Genomic DNA, 17,382 nt, shown 5'->3' with positions numbered 1-17,382 from the left:
GAGGGGGGTGATTGCACACTATGTCCGATTGCCGCGTGACGGACATCGGTGTCGTCACGCCGGCGCAAAACATCAATTGATCGGATAGACAGGACGGCATCATGAGCGGCGCGCGTAGACGGCTGAAGACATTGGTGGGCGCGGCGAGCGTGCTGTATGCGAGCGGCGATACCGACGCGGCACAGGGCATACGCCGTGCGGCGGCGCTTGCACGCAAGGCGGAAGCGCACAAGGTCACAGGCCTCTTTACGGCTGATCTCTTGCAGGCGGATGCGGCCGGTCTTGCCGGCATCACCGGCAGCCAGGAACCGATCGTCGCGCTCGCGGCATTGAGCCAGGCCACCTCGCGGATCGGCCTCGTCGCAACGGTCTCGACGACCTACCATCATCCGTACAACCTCGCGCGGCTGATCGGTACACTCGATCACGTGAGCGGTGGCCGTGCGGCGTGGAATGCCGTGACGTCGTCGGTGGGCGAAGAAAATTTCGGCGACGGCGCCCTGCCCGACCCCGAGCGCCGCTATGCGCGCGCCACCGAATTCGTCGAAGTGGTTCAGGGTCTGTTCGGTGCGAACCATCCTGGGGCGACGCGGCGTTGGGCAAGTGGTGGCGTGGCTGTCGATCCTGCCAGGCTGGGTCCGATCCACTATCGCGGAGAATACTTCCAGGTGGAGGGGCCGCTCAACGTTCCGCCTCCGCCCCAGCGCATTCCGGTCCAGTTTCAGGCGGGTCAGTCGGCGAGCGGCGTCACGCTCGGCGCGCGCTATGCCGAGGTGGTCTACACGTCGCAACCGACGCTCGACGATGCGCGTGCTTTCGTCACCGAACTGCGCCGTCAGGCGATTGGTTTTGGGCGTGCGAACCGGCTGCCGTTCGTGATGAACTCATTTCATTCGGTGATCGGCGAATCGGATGCGGACGTCGCGCGACGGCTGCGCGACAAGCACGAGCGCATCGACTACGAGCAGGGACGGCTCAAGCTCGCCGACATGCTGGGCGGCGGCATCGATCTCCGCAATCTGCCGCTCGACGAGCCGCTGCCGGAGTCCTTGCTGCCGACGATCGACAGCGTGCATCGGCGGCGAGGGCGGGTTGCGATCTTCCTGGCTTACGCGCGGCAGCGGCTCAGCTTGCGCGAGCTGATCATCCGCGCGCAGGAAACCGGCCACTGGTTCGTTGCCGGGACGCCCGAACAGCTCGCCGACGCGATCGAAGAGCGCTATCGTGCCGGCTTCGTCGATGTGCTCTCGTTGCATGGTCTTGGCCAGCCGGATCAGGAGGACCTGTTGCTCAACGGGCTGCTGCCGGAGTTGCGCCGGCGCGAACTGATCGATGCCGACTATGTGGGCGAAGACTTCCGCTCGAATCTGGAATTGCCGCCGCTGCAGGCATGGTCCGGCGGAAACGCCCTGCGGGCAGCGAACGAAGGCTAACCAGCGCTTCGTCATTCCTCGTTGTGCTAAGCATCCCGGAATTTCTTCTATAGCCTGGCCTGTCCATTCTTTGTAATTCGGCGGGGGAAACACTACTACAGTGAAAGATGCCGTTTGCATTCTCCCACCCAAAGGAGCCAGGCCATGTCCATCCGCATAGGCGACGAAGCCCCCGATTTCACTGCACAAACGACTGAAGGACCGATCCGCTTCCACGAGTGGATCGGAGGCCAGTGGGCGATCCTGTTTTCGCACCCGAAAGATTTCACGCCGGTATGCACAACCGAGCTGGGCTATATGGCCAAGCTCAAGCCCGAGTTCGACAAGCGCGGGACCAAGGTGATCGGGCTCAGTATCGATCCGGTCGACGACCACCACAAATGGGCGAAGGATATCGAAGAGACGCAGGGCACCGCGGTCAACTATCCGATGATTGGCGACGCGGACCTCGCAGTTGCAAAGCTCTACGACATGATCCATCCCAACGCGAGCGGCGGCCCGCGCACCGCGGTCGACAATGCGACCATCCGCGCCGTGTTTATCGTTGGACCAGACAAGAAGATCAAGGCGACGTTCACCTACCCGATGAGCGCCGGGCGTAACTTCGACGAGGTTTTGCGGCTGCTCGACGCCCTCCAGCTCAACGCGAAGCATACGGTCGCCACCCCGGTGAACTGGAAGCCGGGCGATGATGTGATCATTCCCACCTCCGTCTCGGATGAGGATGCAAAGAAAAAATATCCAGAGGGCTTCAAGACGCTGAAGCCCTGGCTGCGGACGGTCGCGCAGCCCAAATAGGTACGCTTCGGCGCCACGGGCAGGTGATATTACGGCGCCGTGACTCGCGATGCGCGAACGTATGCGAACCTGCATCGTCGGCTCCACGCGGCGCAATGTTTTTGGACAGCGCTTGAGAATTCTCCAAGGTTCTCGAGGCGCTCGCCGATATCGTCGGCACGCTCAAGGGCGTGCTCTTCCCGATGCGCCTCGGGCCGCCCAATTTGCGCCAGGAAGCCGAGAACTTGTACATCGGGCATGCACTCGATGCCTCGCGCCACGCGCTGCGCCATCAAAGCGCGCGCCCGCAAGGCGAGCTAGCCGTTGGCGAACTCGAGGCACAACTCAACATCCGTCAGCCGGCGCTGCCCCAGCAGTTGGCGATGCTTCGTGAGAAAGGTCTCGTGAGCGCACGACGCGATGGCAAGAACATCTTTTACACGGTAGCGAGTGCGCAGGCGCTTGCTGTCATGGCCGTGCTTTATCAGCAATTCTGTACGGATACCCGTGACGATCCGGCTCGCTGATCGCTTCACGGCGCGGCCGTCGACGAGAGCGAGCGACTTACACGCTGTGAATTGTTATGGCGCATGAAATGACGCTGTAACACGCGAGCATATTCCGATGCATCACGATTGCGTAAGCTGCGATAAAGAAAGCAGCTTTCATTCGTTGCTAGCTCAACGATATGGACCGTATCCTCGTCAGGATTGTTCATCACCGAATATGCAATGACGCCTCCACCTTTGACCGACGAGCAACTCGACGAACGCTTCGAGCCGATCTATGACCGCATTGCACAAGGCGCGATCGAACGCGAACAGCAACGCGCGCTCGCCCATGAACCCGTGCGATGGTTGAAGGACGCAGGCTTCACGGCGCTACGCGTGCCGCGCCGCTATGGCGGAGGCGGTGTCACGCTGCCGCAATTCTTTCGCCAGTTGAGCAAGCTGGGCGCGGCCGATTCGAATCTGCCGCAAATCCTGCGCGCGCATTTCGGTTTCATCGAATACCGCCTGGAAGATCGCGATGAAACCCAGCGCGCGCGCTGGTTCGAACGCATCGCCGCCGGCGAGACGCTGGGCGCGGCGACTTCCGAGCGCACGGACAAGACGCATAACTCGGCGGTGCTGCGGCGCGACGCTTCGACCGGTGCGTTGCTTCTCGATGGCGAGAAGTATTACAGCACGGGGGCGCTTTATGCCGACTGGCTGAGCGTCGCGGCACACGACGACGAGTCGGATCTCACGCTCGTCATTGCGGCGAACAGCCCGGGCGTGAGCCGGCTGGACGACTGGGATGGCTTCGGCCAGCGCCTCACCGCGAGCGGCACCACGCGTTTCGAGAGCGTGCCGGTTACACCGGACGCGATCATTTCGCGCTATCGCGCTTCGGAGCCTCGCCGCAACTCGTCGCTCACCGCGTTCTATCAGACCGTTCATCTAGCCACGCTGGCAGGTATCGTGCAGGCGGTCTTGCGCGACAGCGTCGAGTTCGTGCATGGACGCACGCGGACCTTCGGCGTGGCCGGACAATCGAGCCCGCGCGACAACCCGCTGGTGCATCGTGTGGTCGGCAGGCTCGCCAGCCTCGGCTACTCGACGCGAGCCATCGTCGATGCGGTGGCGCACGGGCTCGAACGCCTGCACGAACGTCGCGCAGAAGGTGAGGCGACCACTGACGAGTACATCGCGCTCGACATCGAAGCGTATGAGGCGCAGCAGATCGTCATCGAGCAGACGCTCGAGGCGACCACGCTGATGTTCGAAGTCGGCGGTGCGTCGGCGACCAGCGAAGCCCGGCGCTTCGATCGCCATTGGCGCAATGCACGCACGATCGCCTCGCACAATCCGGCGGGGCAGCGCGAAGCCGCAATCGGCAACTTCCATCTGAACGCGGCGCCGCCCGAGGAACGTTTCAGCCTTCCGCACGCGCGGCAAGCCGTCCCGGACGAAGCGGCGCAGAGCGTCGCGCAGGCATAGTCCGCATCCCCGCGCGCCCGGACGCTTGCCGCCGACCGCGGCGCCTGCCAACGCGATTCATCAGCACTGGAAAGCATCACGGCAGAGCCGATCATCCTGAACGCGTTCACGATGAACACGGCGTCGCATCTGAATTACGGTCTGTGGCGACATCCCTACGACGACGAGACCGGGCGCTACACGCACGTCGACCACTGGACCGACCTCGCAAAGTTGCTCGACGAAGGCGGCTTAGACACATTGTTCATCGCGTATGCCCTGCGCCTGCTCGACGTCTACGGCGGCAGTGCCGAGACGTCGCTGCGTACGGGTGCGCAATTGCCCGTTAACGACCTCGGTTGTCGAAGGCACGTGCGGCGCTGGCGGAATGCGCGGCGGACGGTCCGAAAACAAAGAGGCTAGATTTGCTGAAGGCACTACACAACCCATGTGTCGTGCGATCAATATGAGCGGTTTCTATGAATGCTTAACACGTACGGGCCTCAGTCAGGCAGACGGACCGCACCCGCTTCGGTGGATCCGATAGCGCTTCTCCTTGCCCGGACACCGGATGAAAGGCCGCTCCGTCGCGCGGGGCTCAACGCGCAGCAGGCAGCGTTAAACCAATGGGCCATCACTGGAATGATTCACAACGCTACATATTCATCGAAATAATCGTGCCGCCGCCTTCGAACTGACAGGGCAGCGGCCCGTGTCGCTGCTTAGAACAGGTGCTTGATACCGGCCGAGACCGCGACCTGATTCGACGTCGTCGAGGGTGACAGATAGCCGATGTCCGCGACGGCGTGGCGGCCCCACGAGTCGACGCCGCTGGCGTGCTGGTACGCCGCCGTCGTATACAGTTCGGTGGCCTTCGACAGCGAGTAGCCAGCGCCCACGTTCCACTGCTCGTAGCGCGCGCCGCCCAGACCGTTCAGGTTGCCGCCGTTCGTGTAATCGAATGACGTGCCGACGCGCAGGAACGGCGTGACCTGATAGCGAACGCTCGCGCCGACCGTATTGAACGACGCCGTACCGCGGTAGTTTTGGGTGTTGAGCGAAGCGGTTGCCCCAAGATCGCGGTATTGCGTGTTGGACCAGGCGACACCCAGGATGGCCGAGCCGATCGTCCAGGTGGAGGCCACGGCGACCGTCTGCTGGGTGCGGGCAGAGGCGAAGCCCGAAATAGCCGGGTTCGATTCCGGGGTGGTGGCGGAACCGGCGGAGCCGAGATTGTTGCCGGTGGCGCTCGCATTCGCGTTCGTGCCGTAGAGCGAATTGTTCGGATTACGCGCGTTGATAATCGACGCGGCAACCGCAATGCTCGGTCCGGTATAGCTGAAGCCTGCGGACCAGTACTGGTTCTGCGTGAAGTTGCCTGCGATGCCGCCGAAGCTGTACTGCGCGCCGAACCGGAAGCCGCCGAAAGCGTCCGAACTGTATTTGACCGTGTTGTTGATACGGTGCGTGAAGTTCAGGTTGTCGTAGTCGGCCGGGTGGATCGCGAGATTGCCGAAGTACCAGGCGTAAAGCAGCGGCGACACATAGTCCACCGCGGCGTCGGACTGGCGACCGAGCGATGCGGTGCCGTAATTCGGTGCGCTGAGCCCGATCCAGGCCTGACGGCCGAACAGCGTCCCCCCCTGGCCGAGTGTGCCGTTGGCGACGCTGAAGCCGCTTTCGATCACGAACAGCGTCTTCAGGCCGCCACCCAGATCCTCGGTGCCTTTCAGGCCCCAGCGGCTCGAACTCGGGCCCGAGCTGCCGCTATCAAGCAAGGCGACCTGGCTGCCGCCGGTTGGCTTGCCACCGGCCGGCGTGGCGGCCGTCTGAACGTTGTTTACGTATGTCACGTTGCCGGTGACGATACCGTAGAGGGTCACGCTGCTCTGCGCATAGGCAGCAAGGGGTGACAGTGCGATTGAAGTCAGGGCGAGAAGTGTTTTTTTCATCGTAAATGGTTTTTCAATACACGACAGCTGCTGAAGGGCTGTTTCAAAATGGTGCAAAATTCATTAATTCGCTATGCACTACGAACTAATAAATTGAAACGATTTAATAGATATTTGTTGCAGGTAATTCGCGCGCAACGGGGACCATTTTCCGGAGTAGTCGAAGCCGTGGTCAAGGCTAATACAGCGTCGTTATCGAACGATTTCTTATACTGTTATTTATCCGTGCAGCAATGCGAATGCGGATTTTGTGTATGACTTGAGCGAGGGTGGTCGCGTCTGCTGAATCAGTGAATGCGCGGCTCGGACACGTCTGCTGCTCGTCCGGGCCGCGTTCCGCATGCGTCCATGTACCTTGTTGAACTGGGGCCGCATTCAGTGCTGCACATTCTGCGTTGCCGCGCAAGAGACTGCTCGATGGCGTGGATGCGGCGATACAACACATTTAGATGATACGTCGCGGGGATTTTCGCGCCGCAAGGCCGTGATTTACCGCCTCGTCGGTGATATGCCGGTGGCGCGTAGCGGAGTCGAGGCACGACGTTTGTGCTGCCGGGCTGCTGTGCAGCTCACAACCGCACGCGCAGGATAGCCTCCGCGAACTCGACGAACCCGGCACCACCGGGACCACGTGTTATCCATCGCGGCGCGACCGGAAGCCCGGGCAGATAGTCGACCACCGTGCTGACACCCACCGTATGCCTGAAAAAACCGAACATCGGCGCGTCGTTTGTCGAATCACCGGAATAGGCAACAACCCTCGTGGCGGCTTCCGGCGTGGTGCCGAACGATCCGGCGAGAACGCGCAGCGACATCGACAGCTTGTCGTAGCCGCCAAGCCAGCCCAGCACCCATAGATTGTTGACTGTTGCGTCCGCGCCGGCGGCTTTCAGCGCCTCCACGATCCGGTCGTCCAGCGAAGTTCCCGTGCGTTGCCAGGCCAGGCTGGCAACGCGGAACGCCTGGTCGTCCGCGATGCGGGCCTCGGGGATGGCCGCTTCAATACCTCTTGCGATGGAACTGAGCTGCGATTGCATTGCCGTCACGCTCTCCGCGTGAACCCACCAGGAGCGCTCGACGCCATGGCCGTTTGCCTCGCGCCTCATGAAGATGCCGCCGTTCTCCGCAATGACGCCATCCACGGGCCACATGCGGGCCATCTGATCGCACCATCCGGCGGGCGCCGCGGTGACCGGAATCACACGGATGCCTGCCGACTGCAATCGCTCGAGCGCGTTATAGGTTTGTGCGGCCAGCCGTCCACGATATGTCAGCGTTTCGTCCATGTCGGTGAAGACAAACTGGACACCGGAAAACTCGTGAAATGGCGCTGACGATAGCGGCTCCATAAGGGTCCCTGTGGCGACTAAATCTCCAATTATGAGGGACGCTGGACGCCTCGTCCAAAGGCGGATCACGCATTGCTTCGCCGATTGCGTGCTAAGGCACGCCTTCCGACGAGCGACCGGGCGTTCTACGCGCGAAGGCGTTGCCTAGCGACGTCTCTGGGAAAGCTCGTGTACCCCATAGACCGCTGCAATCACGCCCAGAAGTATGGCGGTGACGGCAAGCGACTGACGCGTCTGCCCTGCCGACGTCGCGGCCGTCGCATGACACCACAGGCCCACGCCAGTTACCGAAAGCAGGAGGCCGAAGGCGAGGGCCCATAACGGAGCCGCCGTACGCGAATGTAGTTTATGTGAGAGTTTCATTTGTCATACCCCATACACCGATGCTTCCTGCCAGTCCCGTCGCTGCAGTTTCCCCCGGCTGACGTTTAATAGCGTACGTGGCGGAACTCCTGTCGACAAGTGGAACAAAATTCTTTAGCACCGTCGCATGGAACGCCGCGCCCATCGGAAACGGAACTTTAGACTATAGAAACCGATTGCGAGCACGCCAAATGATCGATTCGCCAATGCAACCCACGTGCGTGCTGAAGAGCGTCCGTCAATTCCTTCGTTGCACGCGTTGTGGTGCCGATGGTTTGATGTTCTCCACCCTTGACCACGGAGGACGCAATGAGCACGGTACTGGAGCAGCCCCAATCGCAAGCCGGAGATCATCAGGACCTGCGCGTGCGTCGCTACAAGCCGTTGATCGGCGCGGTGATCGAGAATGTCGATCTCTCCGGGCCGTTGAGCGAAGCGAATCGGCAAACGCTGCGTCAGGCACTCGTCGAACACGGCGTGATTTTTTTTCGTGAGCAGACGCTGTCGCCCGAACAGCATGTGGCGCTCGCGCGCATTTTTGGCAATCCCATCCGCAAGAACATCTATTTGCCTGCTGTGGCGGGCTTTCCCGAGATCGAGGTCATCGCCCACAGCGAAAAGACGCGTTCGGGCGGCACGGACAACTGGCACGTCGATGTTTCCTGGCAGCATCAGCCACCCAAGGCCACGGTTCTCCACGCCCAGGAAATTCCCGAAGGGGGTGGCGGCGACACGATCTGGTCCTCGTCGGCGGCGGTCTACGACTTGCTGGATGCCGATCTGGCCCGCTACTTCGAGAAGCTGACCGCGGTGAATACCTTTATCGCCTCGCCGAAGAAGGGCGCCCTCTCCGAACTGCTGAGCGGCTACGACATTCCGGAAGGCAGCGAGGAAAACAGCGTGGAAGCGGGGCTTGCGCGCGTGCGCGACGCGGCGCAGAAGTATCCGCCAATCGAAGTGCCGGTCATCAAGACCCACCCTGAGAACGGCCGCAAGCTCGTGTTCGTCAACGAAGGCCACACGAGTCACTTGCTCGGTGTTTCAAAAACGGCCAGTCAGAGTCTGCTGAATTACCTGTACGACCTCATCAAGACGCCCGAAGTCCAGGCGCGCTTCGAATGGCGGCAGGGCGATGTCGCGATCTGGGACAACCGCCAGGTGCAGCATTACGCGGCGCGCGACTACGGATCGGCACGGCGGCGCATTCATCGCGTCACGCTCGAGCACGACGGCGTCTTCTAGGAAGCATGGTCCGCGCCTACAAGGAACCCCCGCATGAAACGCAGTTTCTCCCCTTATATGAAACGTTTCGCCATCCTTCATATTGCAGCGATGCTGGCGGCTGCGGCGTCGGCGCCATCGTTCGCGCAGACGCCGGAGAAGCAGGAGCTGCGTTATCAGGGCTGGGCGAGCAAAGTGCTGTATCCCGAGCTGGCCGAGGACCTCGGCTATCTCGCGCCCATCAAGCTCAAATGGGTAGGTAACACGACGAGCGGACCCCAGGACATTCAGGCGGCTGTGACGGGCGACGTCGATTTCGGCGGTGCGTTTAACGGTTCGATCGTCAAGCTGGTTGCGGCGCACGCGCCCGTGAAAGCTGTGATTTCGTATGTCGGCACCGACAAGGAAACCAATGGCGGGCTGTTCGTGCTCGACGACAGTCCGATCAAGGGGCCACGTGACCTGATCGGGCGCCGCATTGGCGTGAACACGCCCGGCGCTTACGAGCAGTATGCGGTGACCGCGTATCTGCAGAAGGCCGGCGTTTCGCAGGCCGACATCGACAAGGTGGTGTTCGTCGCGGCGCCGCCCGTGAATCTCGCGCAACTGCTCAAGCAGAAGCAGCTCGATGCCGTGTTTCTGGAAGATATCCTGAAGGACAAGGAACTCGCCCAGGGCGGGGCACGCCTGCTCACGACTGACTACCAGCTCTTCGGTTCGTTCGGGTATGCGAGTTATCTCTTCACGGATCGATTCATCGCGCAGAACCCGAATACAGTGCGCAAATTCGTCGAAGGCACGGCGCGCGCCATCGAATGGACGCGGAACACGCCGCGCGGGGAAGTCGTCGCGCGGTTGCACAAGATCATCGAGGCGCGCCATCGCAATGAAGACGCCACCATCGTCAATTACTGGAAGTCGCCGGGCGTGGGCGGCAAGGGCGGCCTGATTGTCTCCGACGACTTCACGACCTACATCGACTGGTACGTGAACAACGGCGTGCTGAAGGCCGGGCAGGTGAAGCCGGGCGACATCTATTCGAATCAGTTCAATCCGTTCAACCAGCGAGTCGCGAGCCAGTGAGGCGGCGTCATCACGCGAGGAAAGCGCAATGAGTGCATCGATCAGCGTGCGCAACGTGGTTAAAGCGTTTCATCTGAACAGGCGCGGGCATTTCGTCGTGCTCGACGATGTTTCGTTCGAGGTAGCGGCTGGCGAGTTCGTCGCACTGGTGGGGCCGAGCGGCTGTGGCAAGACTACGCTGCTCGACCTGATCGGCGGACTCACTCAGGCCGACCGCGGCAAGATACTGATAGGCGGACGCGAGATCGACGGGCCGGGACTCGATCGCGGCATAGTCTTTCAGCAGTACGCGCTCTTTCCCTGGAAAACTGCGCTCGGCAATATCGAATTCGGCCTGGAAGCGAAAGGGATCGCGAGGCGTGAGCGCACCGAGCGCGCGAGGCGCTTTCTCGATCTCGTCGGGCTCGGCGCGTTCGCCGACCGCTATCCCCATGAACTCTCCGGCGGCATGAAGCAGCGCGTGGCGATTGCACGTGCGCTGTCCTACGAACCCGACGTGCTGCTAATGGACGAGCCGTTCGCGGCGCTCGATGCGCAAACGCGCGAAAGCCTGCAGGACGAACTGTTGCGCATCTGGCAGCGCACGGGCACGACCGTCGTCTTTATCACGCATTCGATCGACGAAGCGATCTATCTGGGCCAGCGCGTGCTCGTGATGACAGCTGGACCCGGGCGCGTCACCCACACGCTGCCCGTGCATGTGCCTGGCGGCGATCTTTCGGAGGACATCCGTTCGACGCCGGAATTCGTGCGCCTGCGCCATGAAATCTGGCAACTAATCCGGCAACGTCGCGGCAACGCGCAATGGCAGGTCGCACAGGCGGCGTGAGGAGAATCACCATGAGTACGTTGTCCGTTGAATCGAAGCGGGGCATGTCAGCGTCGACCGTTTGGCTGGCAGCCTGGCGGGCCGCGCGCGGCAGCGTCGCCGTGGTCGCGTTTCTCGCGCTCTGGGAAGTGCTGCCGCGGGCGGGATGGGTAGACCCCGTTTTCCTGCCGCCATTCTCGACAGTGCTGCATGCGTTGTTCGAAATGGCCGTATCGGGCGAACTGGGCGCGAACCTGCTGGCGAGCGCCGTGCGTGCAGCAAGCGGTTTCGCGATCGCCGTGGCGCTCGGCGTGCCGTTGGGCCTCCTGATCGGCTGGTATCGCACGCTCGGGGACCTGCTCAACCCGTTGCTGGAGATTTTTCGCAACACGGCGCCGCTCGCGCTGCTGCCGGTGTTCGTGCTCGTGCTCGGCATGGGCGAAACGTCGAAGATTTCGATGGTGGTCTATTCCTGCATCTGGCCCGTCGTGCTCAATACGGTGAGCGGCGTGCGCAACGTCGACGCATTGCTGATCCGCTCGGCGCGATCGATGGGGCTCGGCCCGCTTCGTCTGTTCGTGAAGGTCGTGCTGCCCGCATCGGTGCCTGCCGTATTCACGGGCATTCGCGTGGCTGGCGCGTACTCGATACTCGTGCTGATTGCGGCCGAGATGGTGGGCGCGAAGGCGGGATTGGGCTATCTCGTGAACTACTCCCAATACACGTTCGAGATTCCGAAGATGTACGCGGGCATCGTCACGCTCGCCGTACTCGGCCTCGCGTTCAATCACGCCGTGGTGTTCGTCGAACGGCGCCTCACAGCGTGGCAAGGTATTCGTTAAGGATGGGGCAATGATGAATCGAAGCGGAGCGGTAACGGCGTCGTCCGCGCAGGCATGGTACGACGCTGACGTTCTCGTGATCGGCGGCGGTCCGGCTGGCGCGTGGGCGGCCATAGGCGCGTCGGCGCGCGGCGCGAAGGTGGTGCTCGTCGACAAGGGCTTTTGCGGCACCTCGGGCGCCACCGCGCCGTCCGGAACCGGTGTGTGGCACGTCGCGCCGGAGGAGAGCGCGCGTGAGTTCGCGAAGGCGAGCCGATTCAAGCTGGGCGGCGAACTCGCCGAGCAGGCGTGGATGGATCGCGTGCTCGAACAGACGTGGATCAACTGTGAACGACTCGCGCAGTGGGGCTATCCGTTTCCTGTCGACAACGCGGGGCTGGAGAAGCGCACGTCCTTGCAAGGCCCCGAATATATGCGGCTGCTGCGCAAGCGGGTGAAAGCCAGCGGCGCGCGCATTCACGACCATAGTCCCGCGCTCGAACTGCTGATCGACGAGCGCGGCGTAGTCGCGGGCGCGAAGGGTGTGCATCGTCGAACGGATGAAACGTGGATCGTGAAAGCCGGCAGCGTGATCATTGCGACCGGCGGCTGTGCGTTCCTCAGCAACGCGCTGGGCTGCAACGTCTTGACGGGCGATGGTCAGTTGATGGCGGCCGAGGCGGGCGCATCGTTTTCGGGCATGGAGTTTTCGAACGCCTATGGGCTGGGGCCCGCGTTTGCGTCGGTGACGAAATCGCTGTTCTATACGTGGGCGACGTTCTACGACGAAGCGGGCAGCGTGATCGAAGGCGCGGGCTCCTCGCATGGCCGCAGCGTGATCGCGAAAACGCTCGAAACGCAGCCAGTATACGCGTGCCTCGATCGAGCCGATGAAGATATCCGCGCATGGATGCGTCACGCCCAGCCTAACTTCTTTCTGCCGTTCGACCGGCGCGGCATCGACCCCTTCACGCAGCATTTTCCCGTGACCCTGCGGCTGGAGGGCACGGTGCGCGGCACAGGCGGCCTGCATCTCGTCGACGAAACGTGCGCGACGTCGGTGGAGGGTCTTTACGCGGCAGGCGACGCGGCCACCCGCGAGCTGATCTGCGGCGGCTTCACGGGCGGCGGCAGTCATAACGCGGCATGGGCAATGTCGTCGGGATTCTGGGCCGGGGCCGGCGCTGCTGATTACGCCCATGAGCGAAGGTCGGCGCGCACCGCACGCCGACTCTATGAGGCGGGAACCGTGGCATTGCGCGATGGCGCGAGCCCGGCCACCTTCGACAGCGAGGCCGTGATCCGCGCGGTCCAGCAGGAGGTCTTTCCCACGCAGCGCAACTGGACGCGCCGCGCCGATCTGCTCGAAGACTCCCTCGCGCGGCTCGACGCGCTATGGCGCCACGTGAGCGGTGCCCGCGCGGCGCCTGGCGCGCGCGCGGCCGTGCGTGCGCGCGAAGCCGCGGCAATGCTGGCGAATTCGCGTTGGATGTATCGCAGCGCGTTGCAGCGCAAGGAGACGCGCGGCATGCACCGGCGGCACGAGTACGCCGCCGCCGACCCGGCGCAGCGTCACCGGCTGTTGAGCGGCGGGCTCGACGAGGTGTGGGTCGAGCGCGTGTGTGGTGTAGCCAGCGTGGGGGCGGCCGCGTGATCGAGATCGTCGATTCGTCGCTTTGCACGGGCTGCAATATCTGCGTGCGCGCGTGCCCGACCAATGTGTTCGATGCCGTGCCGGATGGCGTGCCGCGCATCGCGAGGCAGGAGGATTGCCAGACCTGTTTCATGTGCGAGCTCTATTGCCCCGAAGACGCGCTCTTCGTCGCGCCGGAGCCTGCACCGTGCCCGGAACTCAACGTGGACCCGGCGCTGGTGGGGAGCTATCGCCGCGCGGTGGGATGGGGCCGCGGCCGTCAGGCTACGGCAGCCGAGGACGCGAGTTATGAGCTGTTGGCGCGTGCGCATTGAGCGCCAGAGGCAGCGAAAGACGCGTGCCAAGCAGTGCGCGCGTATGGTGATGCCGTGGGTCGGCGAATAGCGCGTCCGTGCTCGCGTTTTCGACGATCTCCCCGGCGTACATGACGAGCGCTCGTGCGCAGAGGATGCGCACGACGTCGAGATCGTGCGAAATGAAGAGCATGGCCATGCCGTGACGCTCTCGCAACTGGTCGAGCGTGCGCAGGATGCCGGCCTGGACCGACACATCGAGCGCGGCCGTCGGTTCGTCGAGGATGAGCAGGTCCGGCTCGCTCGCAATCGCGCGCGCGATGCCCACGCGGGCGGCTTCGCCGCCCGAAAGCTGATGCGGGCGCAACGCGAGCCGCGAACGCGGCAACTCCACGCTGTGCGCGAGCGCGAGAACGCGTTCGCTTACCTCCGCTCGGGAGCCAAAGCGTGGCGGCAACGCTGCCACGATGGCGTCGAAGGCGCTGGCTCGCGGATCGATGCTGTCTCGCGCGTCCTGGAACACGAGCTGGATGCGCCGCCGCCATGCGGCGCGCGCGCTGCGTCGCGCCGGCGTCGCGGCGATGTCCTCGCCCTCGAAGCGGATCGTGCCTTCGTCGGGATCGTCGAGACGCGCGAGCAGGTTCGCGAGAGTGGACTTGCCGCTGCCCGACTGCCCGATCAGGCCGAGCGTTTCGCCGCGCGCGAGCTCGAACGAGACGCGCTTGACCGCCGCTTGCGATCGATAGTGTTTGGTCAGGCCGGCAACTTCAAGCATGGCAATCCGTCAGGGGCAGGGCGGAAAGCGCGTCGGCCGGCGCAGGGTGCCAGCATCGAAGGTGTCCGCCGCTGGTCGTTTCGACGACGGGCGGCGCCGCCTCGACGCATTGTGGTGTGGCATTCGCGCAGCGCGCGTGAAAGCGGCAGGCGGCCCGATCGATGTGTGCGAGTTCGGGAAGCTCGCCCGGCACGCCCCGCAATTGCCCGAGCGTGGAGACGAGCGCCGGCGTTGCGCTGATGAGCGCGCGCGAGTAGGGGTGGCGCGCGTTGCGCAAAAAGTCGCGCGACGGCAGCACTTCAACGAGTTGACCCGCGTGCATGACCGCGACGCGATCGCTGTGATGAAGCGCCGCACCCAGATCGTGCGTGATCAGGAGCAGCGCCATGCGGCGTGCGCGCCGCAACTCGCCAATGAGTGTGAGCACCTGGGACTGCGTCACGGCGTCGAGGCCGGTGGTCGGTTCGTCCGCGACGAGTAGCGCGGCCTCGCGTGCGAGCGCGAGGGCAAGCGATACGCGCTGGCACAGGCCGCCCGAAAGCTCGTGCGGCCAGGCACGCAAATAGCGTTGCGCGGGCGACATCGCGACCTGTTCGAGCAGTTGCACCGCACGCTGCGCGCGCGCCCGGCGGGGCACGCGCATGGTTCGCAACACGTCGTCGAATTGCTGCCCGATGCGCCGCACGGGATTGAGCGCGGCGCGCGGATTCTGGAACACCATCGCTGCGGCTGGCGCACCGTCGCGTATTTCATGCCATCGCAGCGCGCCACCGCTCGCGTGCAGCGCGGGCGGCAGCAGGTTCATCACGGCAAGCGCGGTGAGTGACTTGCCCGAGCCGCTCTCGCCGATCAACGCCACGGCTTCGCCGCGCGCGATACGCAGGTCGATGCCTTCGATCAACGCGTGCGTGCGACCGTGCGAGGCGAGTTCAATCCGCAGGTTGCGAATCTCCAGCAGAGAGTCAGTGACGGTTGATGGATCGGTCATCGTGAACGAGGGTCGAAAGCGTCGCGCAAACTGTCGCCTGCGCCGTTGAGCAAGAACACCGCCAGCGCGAGCGCGAGGCTCGGGAACGTGGCGAGCCACCATTGACCCGTCATCATGTACGGCGCGCCTTCGCCGACGAGCACGCCCCATTCGGCCGCGGGCGGCCGCACACCCATGCCGAGAAACGAGAGGCCCGCGCTATTGGTCATCGCCCAGCCCAGGTTCACGGTCATCTGTGCGCATAGCGCAGGCAGTGCGCCGGGCAGGAGGACGCGCAGCAGGATCTTCGTATCGCTCCAGCCGAAGAGTCGGGCGGCGTGCACGAAGTTTGCCTCGCGGCGTGCGGCGATCTCGGCGCGCGCGAGGCGGGCGTAGAACGGAATGTTGATGAGCGCCGTCGCGAGCACCACACTGCTCACCGAATTGCCGAGCACGGCAACGAGCGCTAGCGCGACGACGAACAGGGGAAACGCCATGAACACGTCCACCACACGCTGCAGCAGCCGGTCGATGCGCCCGCCCGCGAGGCCGGACGCGGCGCCAAGCACGCTGCCCGCGAGCGCCGCAATGCCGACGGCGCCGAGCGCGATCGACAGATCGAGCCGCGTGGCGACCACGACCCGTGCGAACAGATCCCGGCCGATCGCATCGGTGCCGAACCAGTGTGCGAGCGAAGGCGGCGCGAGCATATGCGCGACATGGGGCGCGGTCGGATCGGCGACGAACGAGGGGCCCGCGAGTGCGACGGCGAGCAAGGCCGCGGGCGGCACGAGCGCGCGCAGTTTGCGTCCACCCGCGTGGCTCCATCGCTGCGCGAGGAAGCTCAGCTTGACGGCGATGCGCGCCGGTGCGCGACGAACGAGCGTGGCGAACATCAGGCGACCCTCGCGCGCGGGTCGATCCACTGAATCAGCAGATCGACGATGAGATTCAGCACCGCGAATGCGATCGCGACGAACAGTACGAAGCCTTGAAGCGGTGCATAGTCGGCGTTGTTCAGCGCGTCGAGCGCGTAGGAGCCGATGCCCGGCCACGCAAAGATCTTTTCGACGATCACGTTGGCCGCGAGCATGTACGAGAACATCATGCCGGACGCCGTGATGATCGGCGCCGCGACCGGCGCGAGCGCGTAAGTCCACAGCACCTTTGCCCGCGAAAGACCGAGGCTGCGCGCGCTGCGCACCGGGTCGGCGGCGAGGCCCGCGAGCAGCGCCGAGCGTGTGATGCGCACGAGCGGCGGCAGGCCGAAGATGGCCATCGAGATTGCGGGCAACACGAGCCGGCGCAACGCATCGAACGCGGCTTGCATGTCGCCGCTCAGCCATGCATCGACGAAGACGAAGCCGGTGCGTTCGGGCGGCGGCGCGAGCAATGCGTCGAGGCGGCCCGTCGGCTCGGGCGCCCAGCCGAGGCGGTAATAGAACACATAGACGAGCAGCAAGGCAACGAAGAAGGTCGGCAGGCAGCTACCGGCGCTCGATACGGCTCGGGCAAAGCGGTCGATTGCCGTGTCGCGCGCGCAGGCCGCCGCGACGCCAAGCGGGATGCCCGCGAAGATCGCCAGCAGGAAGCCGCTCACGGTCAATTCGAGCGTTGCCGGCAGGCGCGCCAGTAGTTCGTCGAGCACCGCGCCGCCCGTCGTGAACGAGCGCCCCCAATCGCCGTGCGCGAGTCCGTTCAGCCAGTGCCAAAGCTGCACGGGCATCGAGGCATCGAGGCCCAGATGGCGGCGGATTTCGGCGAGTCCGCGCGCGTCGGACTGCATGCCTGAGGCGAGCTGCGCGGCGGGATCGCCGGGCAGCAGGCGCACGAGCACGAAGGTGAAGACGGCCGCCGCCAATACCACCGGTACCGTGGCCGCCACGCGGACCGAAGCGCGCTTGAAGAAAGCGAAGGACATGGTG

General features: G+C 64.0%; 17 protein-coding genes. 11 read left to right on the top strand and 6 right to left on the bottom strand.

All coding sequences use genetic code 11. The annotated features are described in order from the left end of the window. The first annotated feature begins 101 nt into the window (after positions 1 to 101). The 5 genes from ACOJB8_RS22900 (at position 102) to ACOJB8_RS22880 (ending at position 4,594) form a co-directional block, all read left to right on the top strand. Positions 102 to 1,433, top strand: a complete 1,332-nt coding sequence (locus tag ACOJB8_RS22900) for an NtaA/DmoA family FMN-dependent monooxygenase (protein WP_342947032.1) — start codon at positions 102 to 104, stop codon at positions 1,431 to 1,433. A gap of 144 nt (positions 1,434 to 1,577) precedes the next feature. Next, positions 1,578 to 2,231, top strand: coding sequence for a peroxiredoxin (locus ACOJB8_RS22895; RefSeq protein WP_069261297.1), 654 nt, complete (start codon positions 1,578 to 1,580; stop codon positions 2,229 to 2,231). A 230-nt stretch (positions 2,232 to 2,461) separates the two neighbouring features. Continuing rightward, positions 2,462 to 2,737 (top strand): ArsR/SmtB family transcription factor, encoded by a 276-nt coding sequence (locus ACOJB8_RS22890; protein ID WP_475014591.1) that lies wholly within the window; start codon positions 2,462 to 2,464, stop codon positions 2,735 to 2,737. A gap of 204 nt (positions 2,738 to 2,941) precedes the next feature. Beyond that, the gene (locus tag ACOJB8_RS22885) at positions 2,942 to 4,192 is read left to right on the top strand and encodes an acyl-CoA dehydrogenase family protein (RefSeq protein WP_342947034.1); all 1,251 of its coding nucleotides are present in this window, start codon (positions 2,942 to 2,944) and stop codon (positions 4,190 to 4,192) included. Positions 4,193 to 4,303: 111 nt separating this feature from the next. Further along, on the top strand, positions 4,304 to 4,594 hold the full coding sequence (locus ACOJB8_RS22880; protein ID WP_342947035.1) for an LLM class flavin-dependent oxidoreductase: 291 nt from the start codon (positions 4,304 to 4,306) through the stop codon (positions 4,592 to 4,594). A gap of 299 nt (positions 4,595 to 4,893) precedes the next feature. Here the strand turns inward: ACOJB8_RS22880 and ACOJB8_RS22875 are convergent, their stop codons facing one another. Both ACOJB8_RS22875 and ACOJB8_RS22870 read right to left on the bottom strand, forming a co-directional pair. Continuing rightward, the gene (locus tag ACOJB8_RS22875) at positions 4,894 to 6,123 is read right to left on the bottom strand and encodes a porin (RefSeq protein ID WP_342947036.1); all 1,230 of its coding nucleotides are present in this window, start codon (positions 6,121 to 6,123) and stop codon (positions 4,894 to 4,896) included. 569 nt (positions 6,124 to 6,692) lie between these two features. Beyond that, positions 6,693 to 7,472, bottom strand: a complete 780-nt coding sequence (locus ACOJB8_RS22870) for an HAD-IIB family hydrolase (protein WP_475014391.1) — start codon at positions 7,470 to 7,472, stop codon at positions 6,693 to 6,695. A gap of 672 nt (positions 7,473 to 8,144) precedes the next feature. Here ACOJB8_RS22870 and ACOJB8_RS22865 point away from each other — a divergent pair. From ACOJB8_RS22865 to ACOJB8_RS22840, 6 genes are read left to right on the top strand one after another with little or no spacing between them, the layout of a single operon-like run. Next, positions 8,145 to 9,077 (top strand): TauD/TfdA dioxygenase family protein, encoded by a 933-nt coding sequence (locus tag ACOJB8_RS22865; RefSeq protein WP_069261292.1) that lies wholly within the window; start codon positions 8,145 to 8,147, stop codon positions 9,075 to 9,077. Positions 9,078 to 9,110: 33 nt separating this feature from the next. Beyond that, positions 9,111 to 10,139: an ABC transporter substrate-binding protein gene (locus tag ACOJB8_RS22860; protein ID WP_342947038.1), complete on the top strand. Its 1,029-nt coding sequence runs from the start codon at positions 9,111 to 9,113 to the stop codon at positions 10,137 to 10,139. A gap of 28 nt (positions 10,140 to 10,167) precedes the next feature. Next, on the top strand, positions 10,168 to 10,968 hold the full coding sequence (locus tag ACOJB8_RS22855) for an ABC transporter ATP-binding protein (protein WP_342947039.1): 801 nt from the start codon (positions 10,168 to 10,170) through the stop codon (positions 10,966 to 10,968). Positions 10,969 to 10,979: 11 nt separating this feature from the next. After that, positions 10,980 to 11,789 carry an ABC transporter permease subunit gene (locus ACOJB8_RS22850; protein WP_069261289.1) on the top strand — a complete coding sequence of 270 codons (810 nt, stop codon included), beginning with the start codon at positions 10,980 to 10,982 and terminating at the stop codon, positions 11,787 to 11,789. Between the two features lie 13 nt (positions 11,790 to 11,802). Beyond that, positions 11,803 to 13,422: an FAD-dependent oxidoreductase gene (locus ACOJB8_RS22845; RefSeq protein ID WP_475014589.1), complete on the top strand. Its 1,620-nt coding sequence runs from the start codon at positions 11,803 to 11,805 to the stop codon at positions 13,420 to 13,422. Then, positions 13,419 to 13,736, top strand: coding sequence for a 4Fe-4S dicluster domain-containing protein (locus tag ACOJB8_RS22840; RefSeq protein WP_069261287.1), 318 nt, complete (start codon positions 13,419 to 13,421; stop codon positions 13,734 to 13,736). The genes ACOJB8_RS22845 and ACOJB8_RS22840 overlap by 4 nt, the downstream gene beginning before the upstream one ends. Here ACOJB8_RS22840 and ACOJB8_RS22835 read toward each other — a convergent pair. From ACOJB8_RS22835 to ACOJB8_RS22820, 4 genes are read right to left on the bottom strand one after another with little or no spacing between them, the layout of a single operon-like run. Continuing rightward, positions 13,687 to 14,490 carry an ABC transporter ATP-binding protein gene (locus ACOJB8_RS22835; protein WP_342947040.1) on the bottom strand — a complete coding sequence of 268 codons (804 nt, stop codon included), beginning with the start codon at positions 14,488 to 14,490 and terminating at the stop codon, positions 13,687 to 13,689. The genes ACOJB8_RS22840 and ACOJB8_RS22835 overlap by 50 nt on opposite strands. Next, on the bottom strand, positions 14,483 to 15,478 hold the full coding sequence (locus ACOJB8_RS22830) for an ABC transporter ATP-binding protein (RefSeq protein WP_342947041.1): 996 nt from the start codon (positions 15,476 to 15,478) through the stop codon (positions 14,483 to 14,485). Before ACOJB8_RS22830 ends, ACOJB8_RS22835 begins: the two co-directional genes overlap by 8 nt. Further along, positions 15,475 to 16,353 carry an ABC transporter permease gene (locus ACOJB8_RS22825; RefSeq protein WP_342947042.1) on the bottom strand — a complete coding sequence of 293 codons (879 nt, stop codon included), beginning with the start codon at positions 16,351 to 16,353 and terminating at the stop codon, positions 15,475 to 15,477. Before ACOJB8_RS22825 ends, ACOJB8_RS22830 begins: the two co-directional genes overlap by 4 nt. Then, a complete protein-coding gene (locus ACOJB8_RS22820; RefSeq protein WP_342947043.1) occupies positions 16,353 to 17,378 on the bottom strand; it encodes an ABC transporter permease in 1,026 nt (341 codons plus the stop codon). The genes ACOJB8_RS22825 and ACOJB8_RS22820 overlap by 1 nt, the downstream gene beginning before the upstream one ends. Positions 17,379 to 17,382: the final 4 nt, after the last annotated feature.

Source organism: Paraburkholderia sp. BR10141, from assembly GCF_056155635.1.
This window is presented reverse-complemented; position numbering and strand designations above follow the sequence as displayed.

Coding starts and splice junctions, on each gene's coding strand:
- ACOJB8_RS22855 (WP_342947039.1), top strand. CDS start 10,168: ATGAGTGCATCGATCAGCGTGCGCAACGTGGTTAAAGCGTTTCATCTG.
- ACOJB8_RS22885 (WP_342947034.1), top strand. CDS start 2,942: ATGACGCCTCCACCTTTGACCGACGAGCAACTCGACGAACGCTTCGAG.
- ACOJB8_RS22880 (WP_342947035.1), top strand. CDS start 4,304: ATGAACACGGCGTCGCATCTGAATTACGGTCTGTGGCGACATCCCTAC.
- ACOJB8_RS22870 (WP_475014391.1), bottom strand. CDS start 7,472: ATGGAGCCGCTATCGTCAGCGCCATTTCACGAGTTTTCCGGTGTCCAG.
- ACOJB8_RS22875 (WP_342947036.1), bottom strand. CDS start 6,123: ATGAAAAAAACACTTCTCGCCCTGACTTCAATCGCACTGTCACCCCTT.
- ACOJB8_RS22895 (WP_069261297.1), top strand. CDS start 1,578: ATGTCCATCCGCATAGGCGACGAAGCCCCCGATTTCACTGCACAAACG.
- ACOJB8_RS22900 (WP_342947032.1), top strand. CDS start 102: ATGAGCGGCGCGCGTAGACGGCTGAAGACATTGGTGGGCGCGGCGAGC.
- ACOJB8_RS22860 (WP_342947038.1), top strand. CDS start 9,111: ATGAAACGCAGTTTCTCCCCTTATATGAAACGTTTCGCCATCCTTCAT.
- ACOJB8_RS22845 (WP_475014589.1), top strand. CDS start 11,803: ATGAATCGAAGCGGAGCGGTAACGGCGTCGTCCGCGCAGGCATGGTAC.
- ACOJB8_RS22835 (WP_342947040.1), bottom strand. CDS start 14,490: ATGCTTGAAGTTGCCGGCCTGACCAAACACTATCGATCGCAAGCGGCG.
- ACOJB8_RS22865 (WP_069261292.1), top strand. CDS start 8,145: ATGAGCACGGTACTGGAGCAGCCCCAATCGCAAGCCGGAGATCATCAG.
- ACOJB8_RS22825 (WP_342947042.1), bottom strand. CDS start 16,353: ATGTTCGCCACGCTCGTTCGTCGCGCACCGGCGCGCATCGCCGTCAAG.
- ACOJB8_RS22850 (WP_069261289.1), top strand. CDS start 10,980: ATGAGTACGTTGTCCGTTGAATCGAAGCGGGGCATGTCAGCGTCGACC.
- ACOJB8_RS22830 (WP_342947041.1), bottom strand. CDS start 15,478: ATGACCGATCCATCAACCGTCACTGACTCTCTGCTGGAGATTCGCAAC.
- ACOJB8_RS22820 (WP_342947043.1), bottom strand. CDS start 17,378: ATGTCCTTCGCTTTCTTCAAGCGCGCTTCGGTCCGCGTGGCGGCCACG.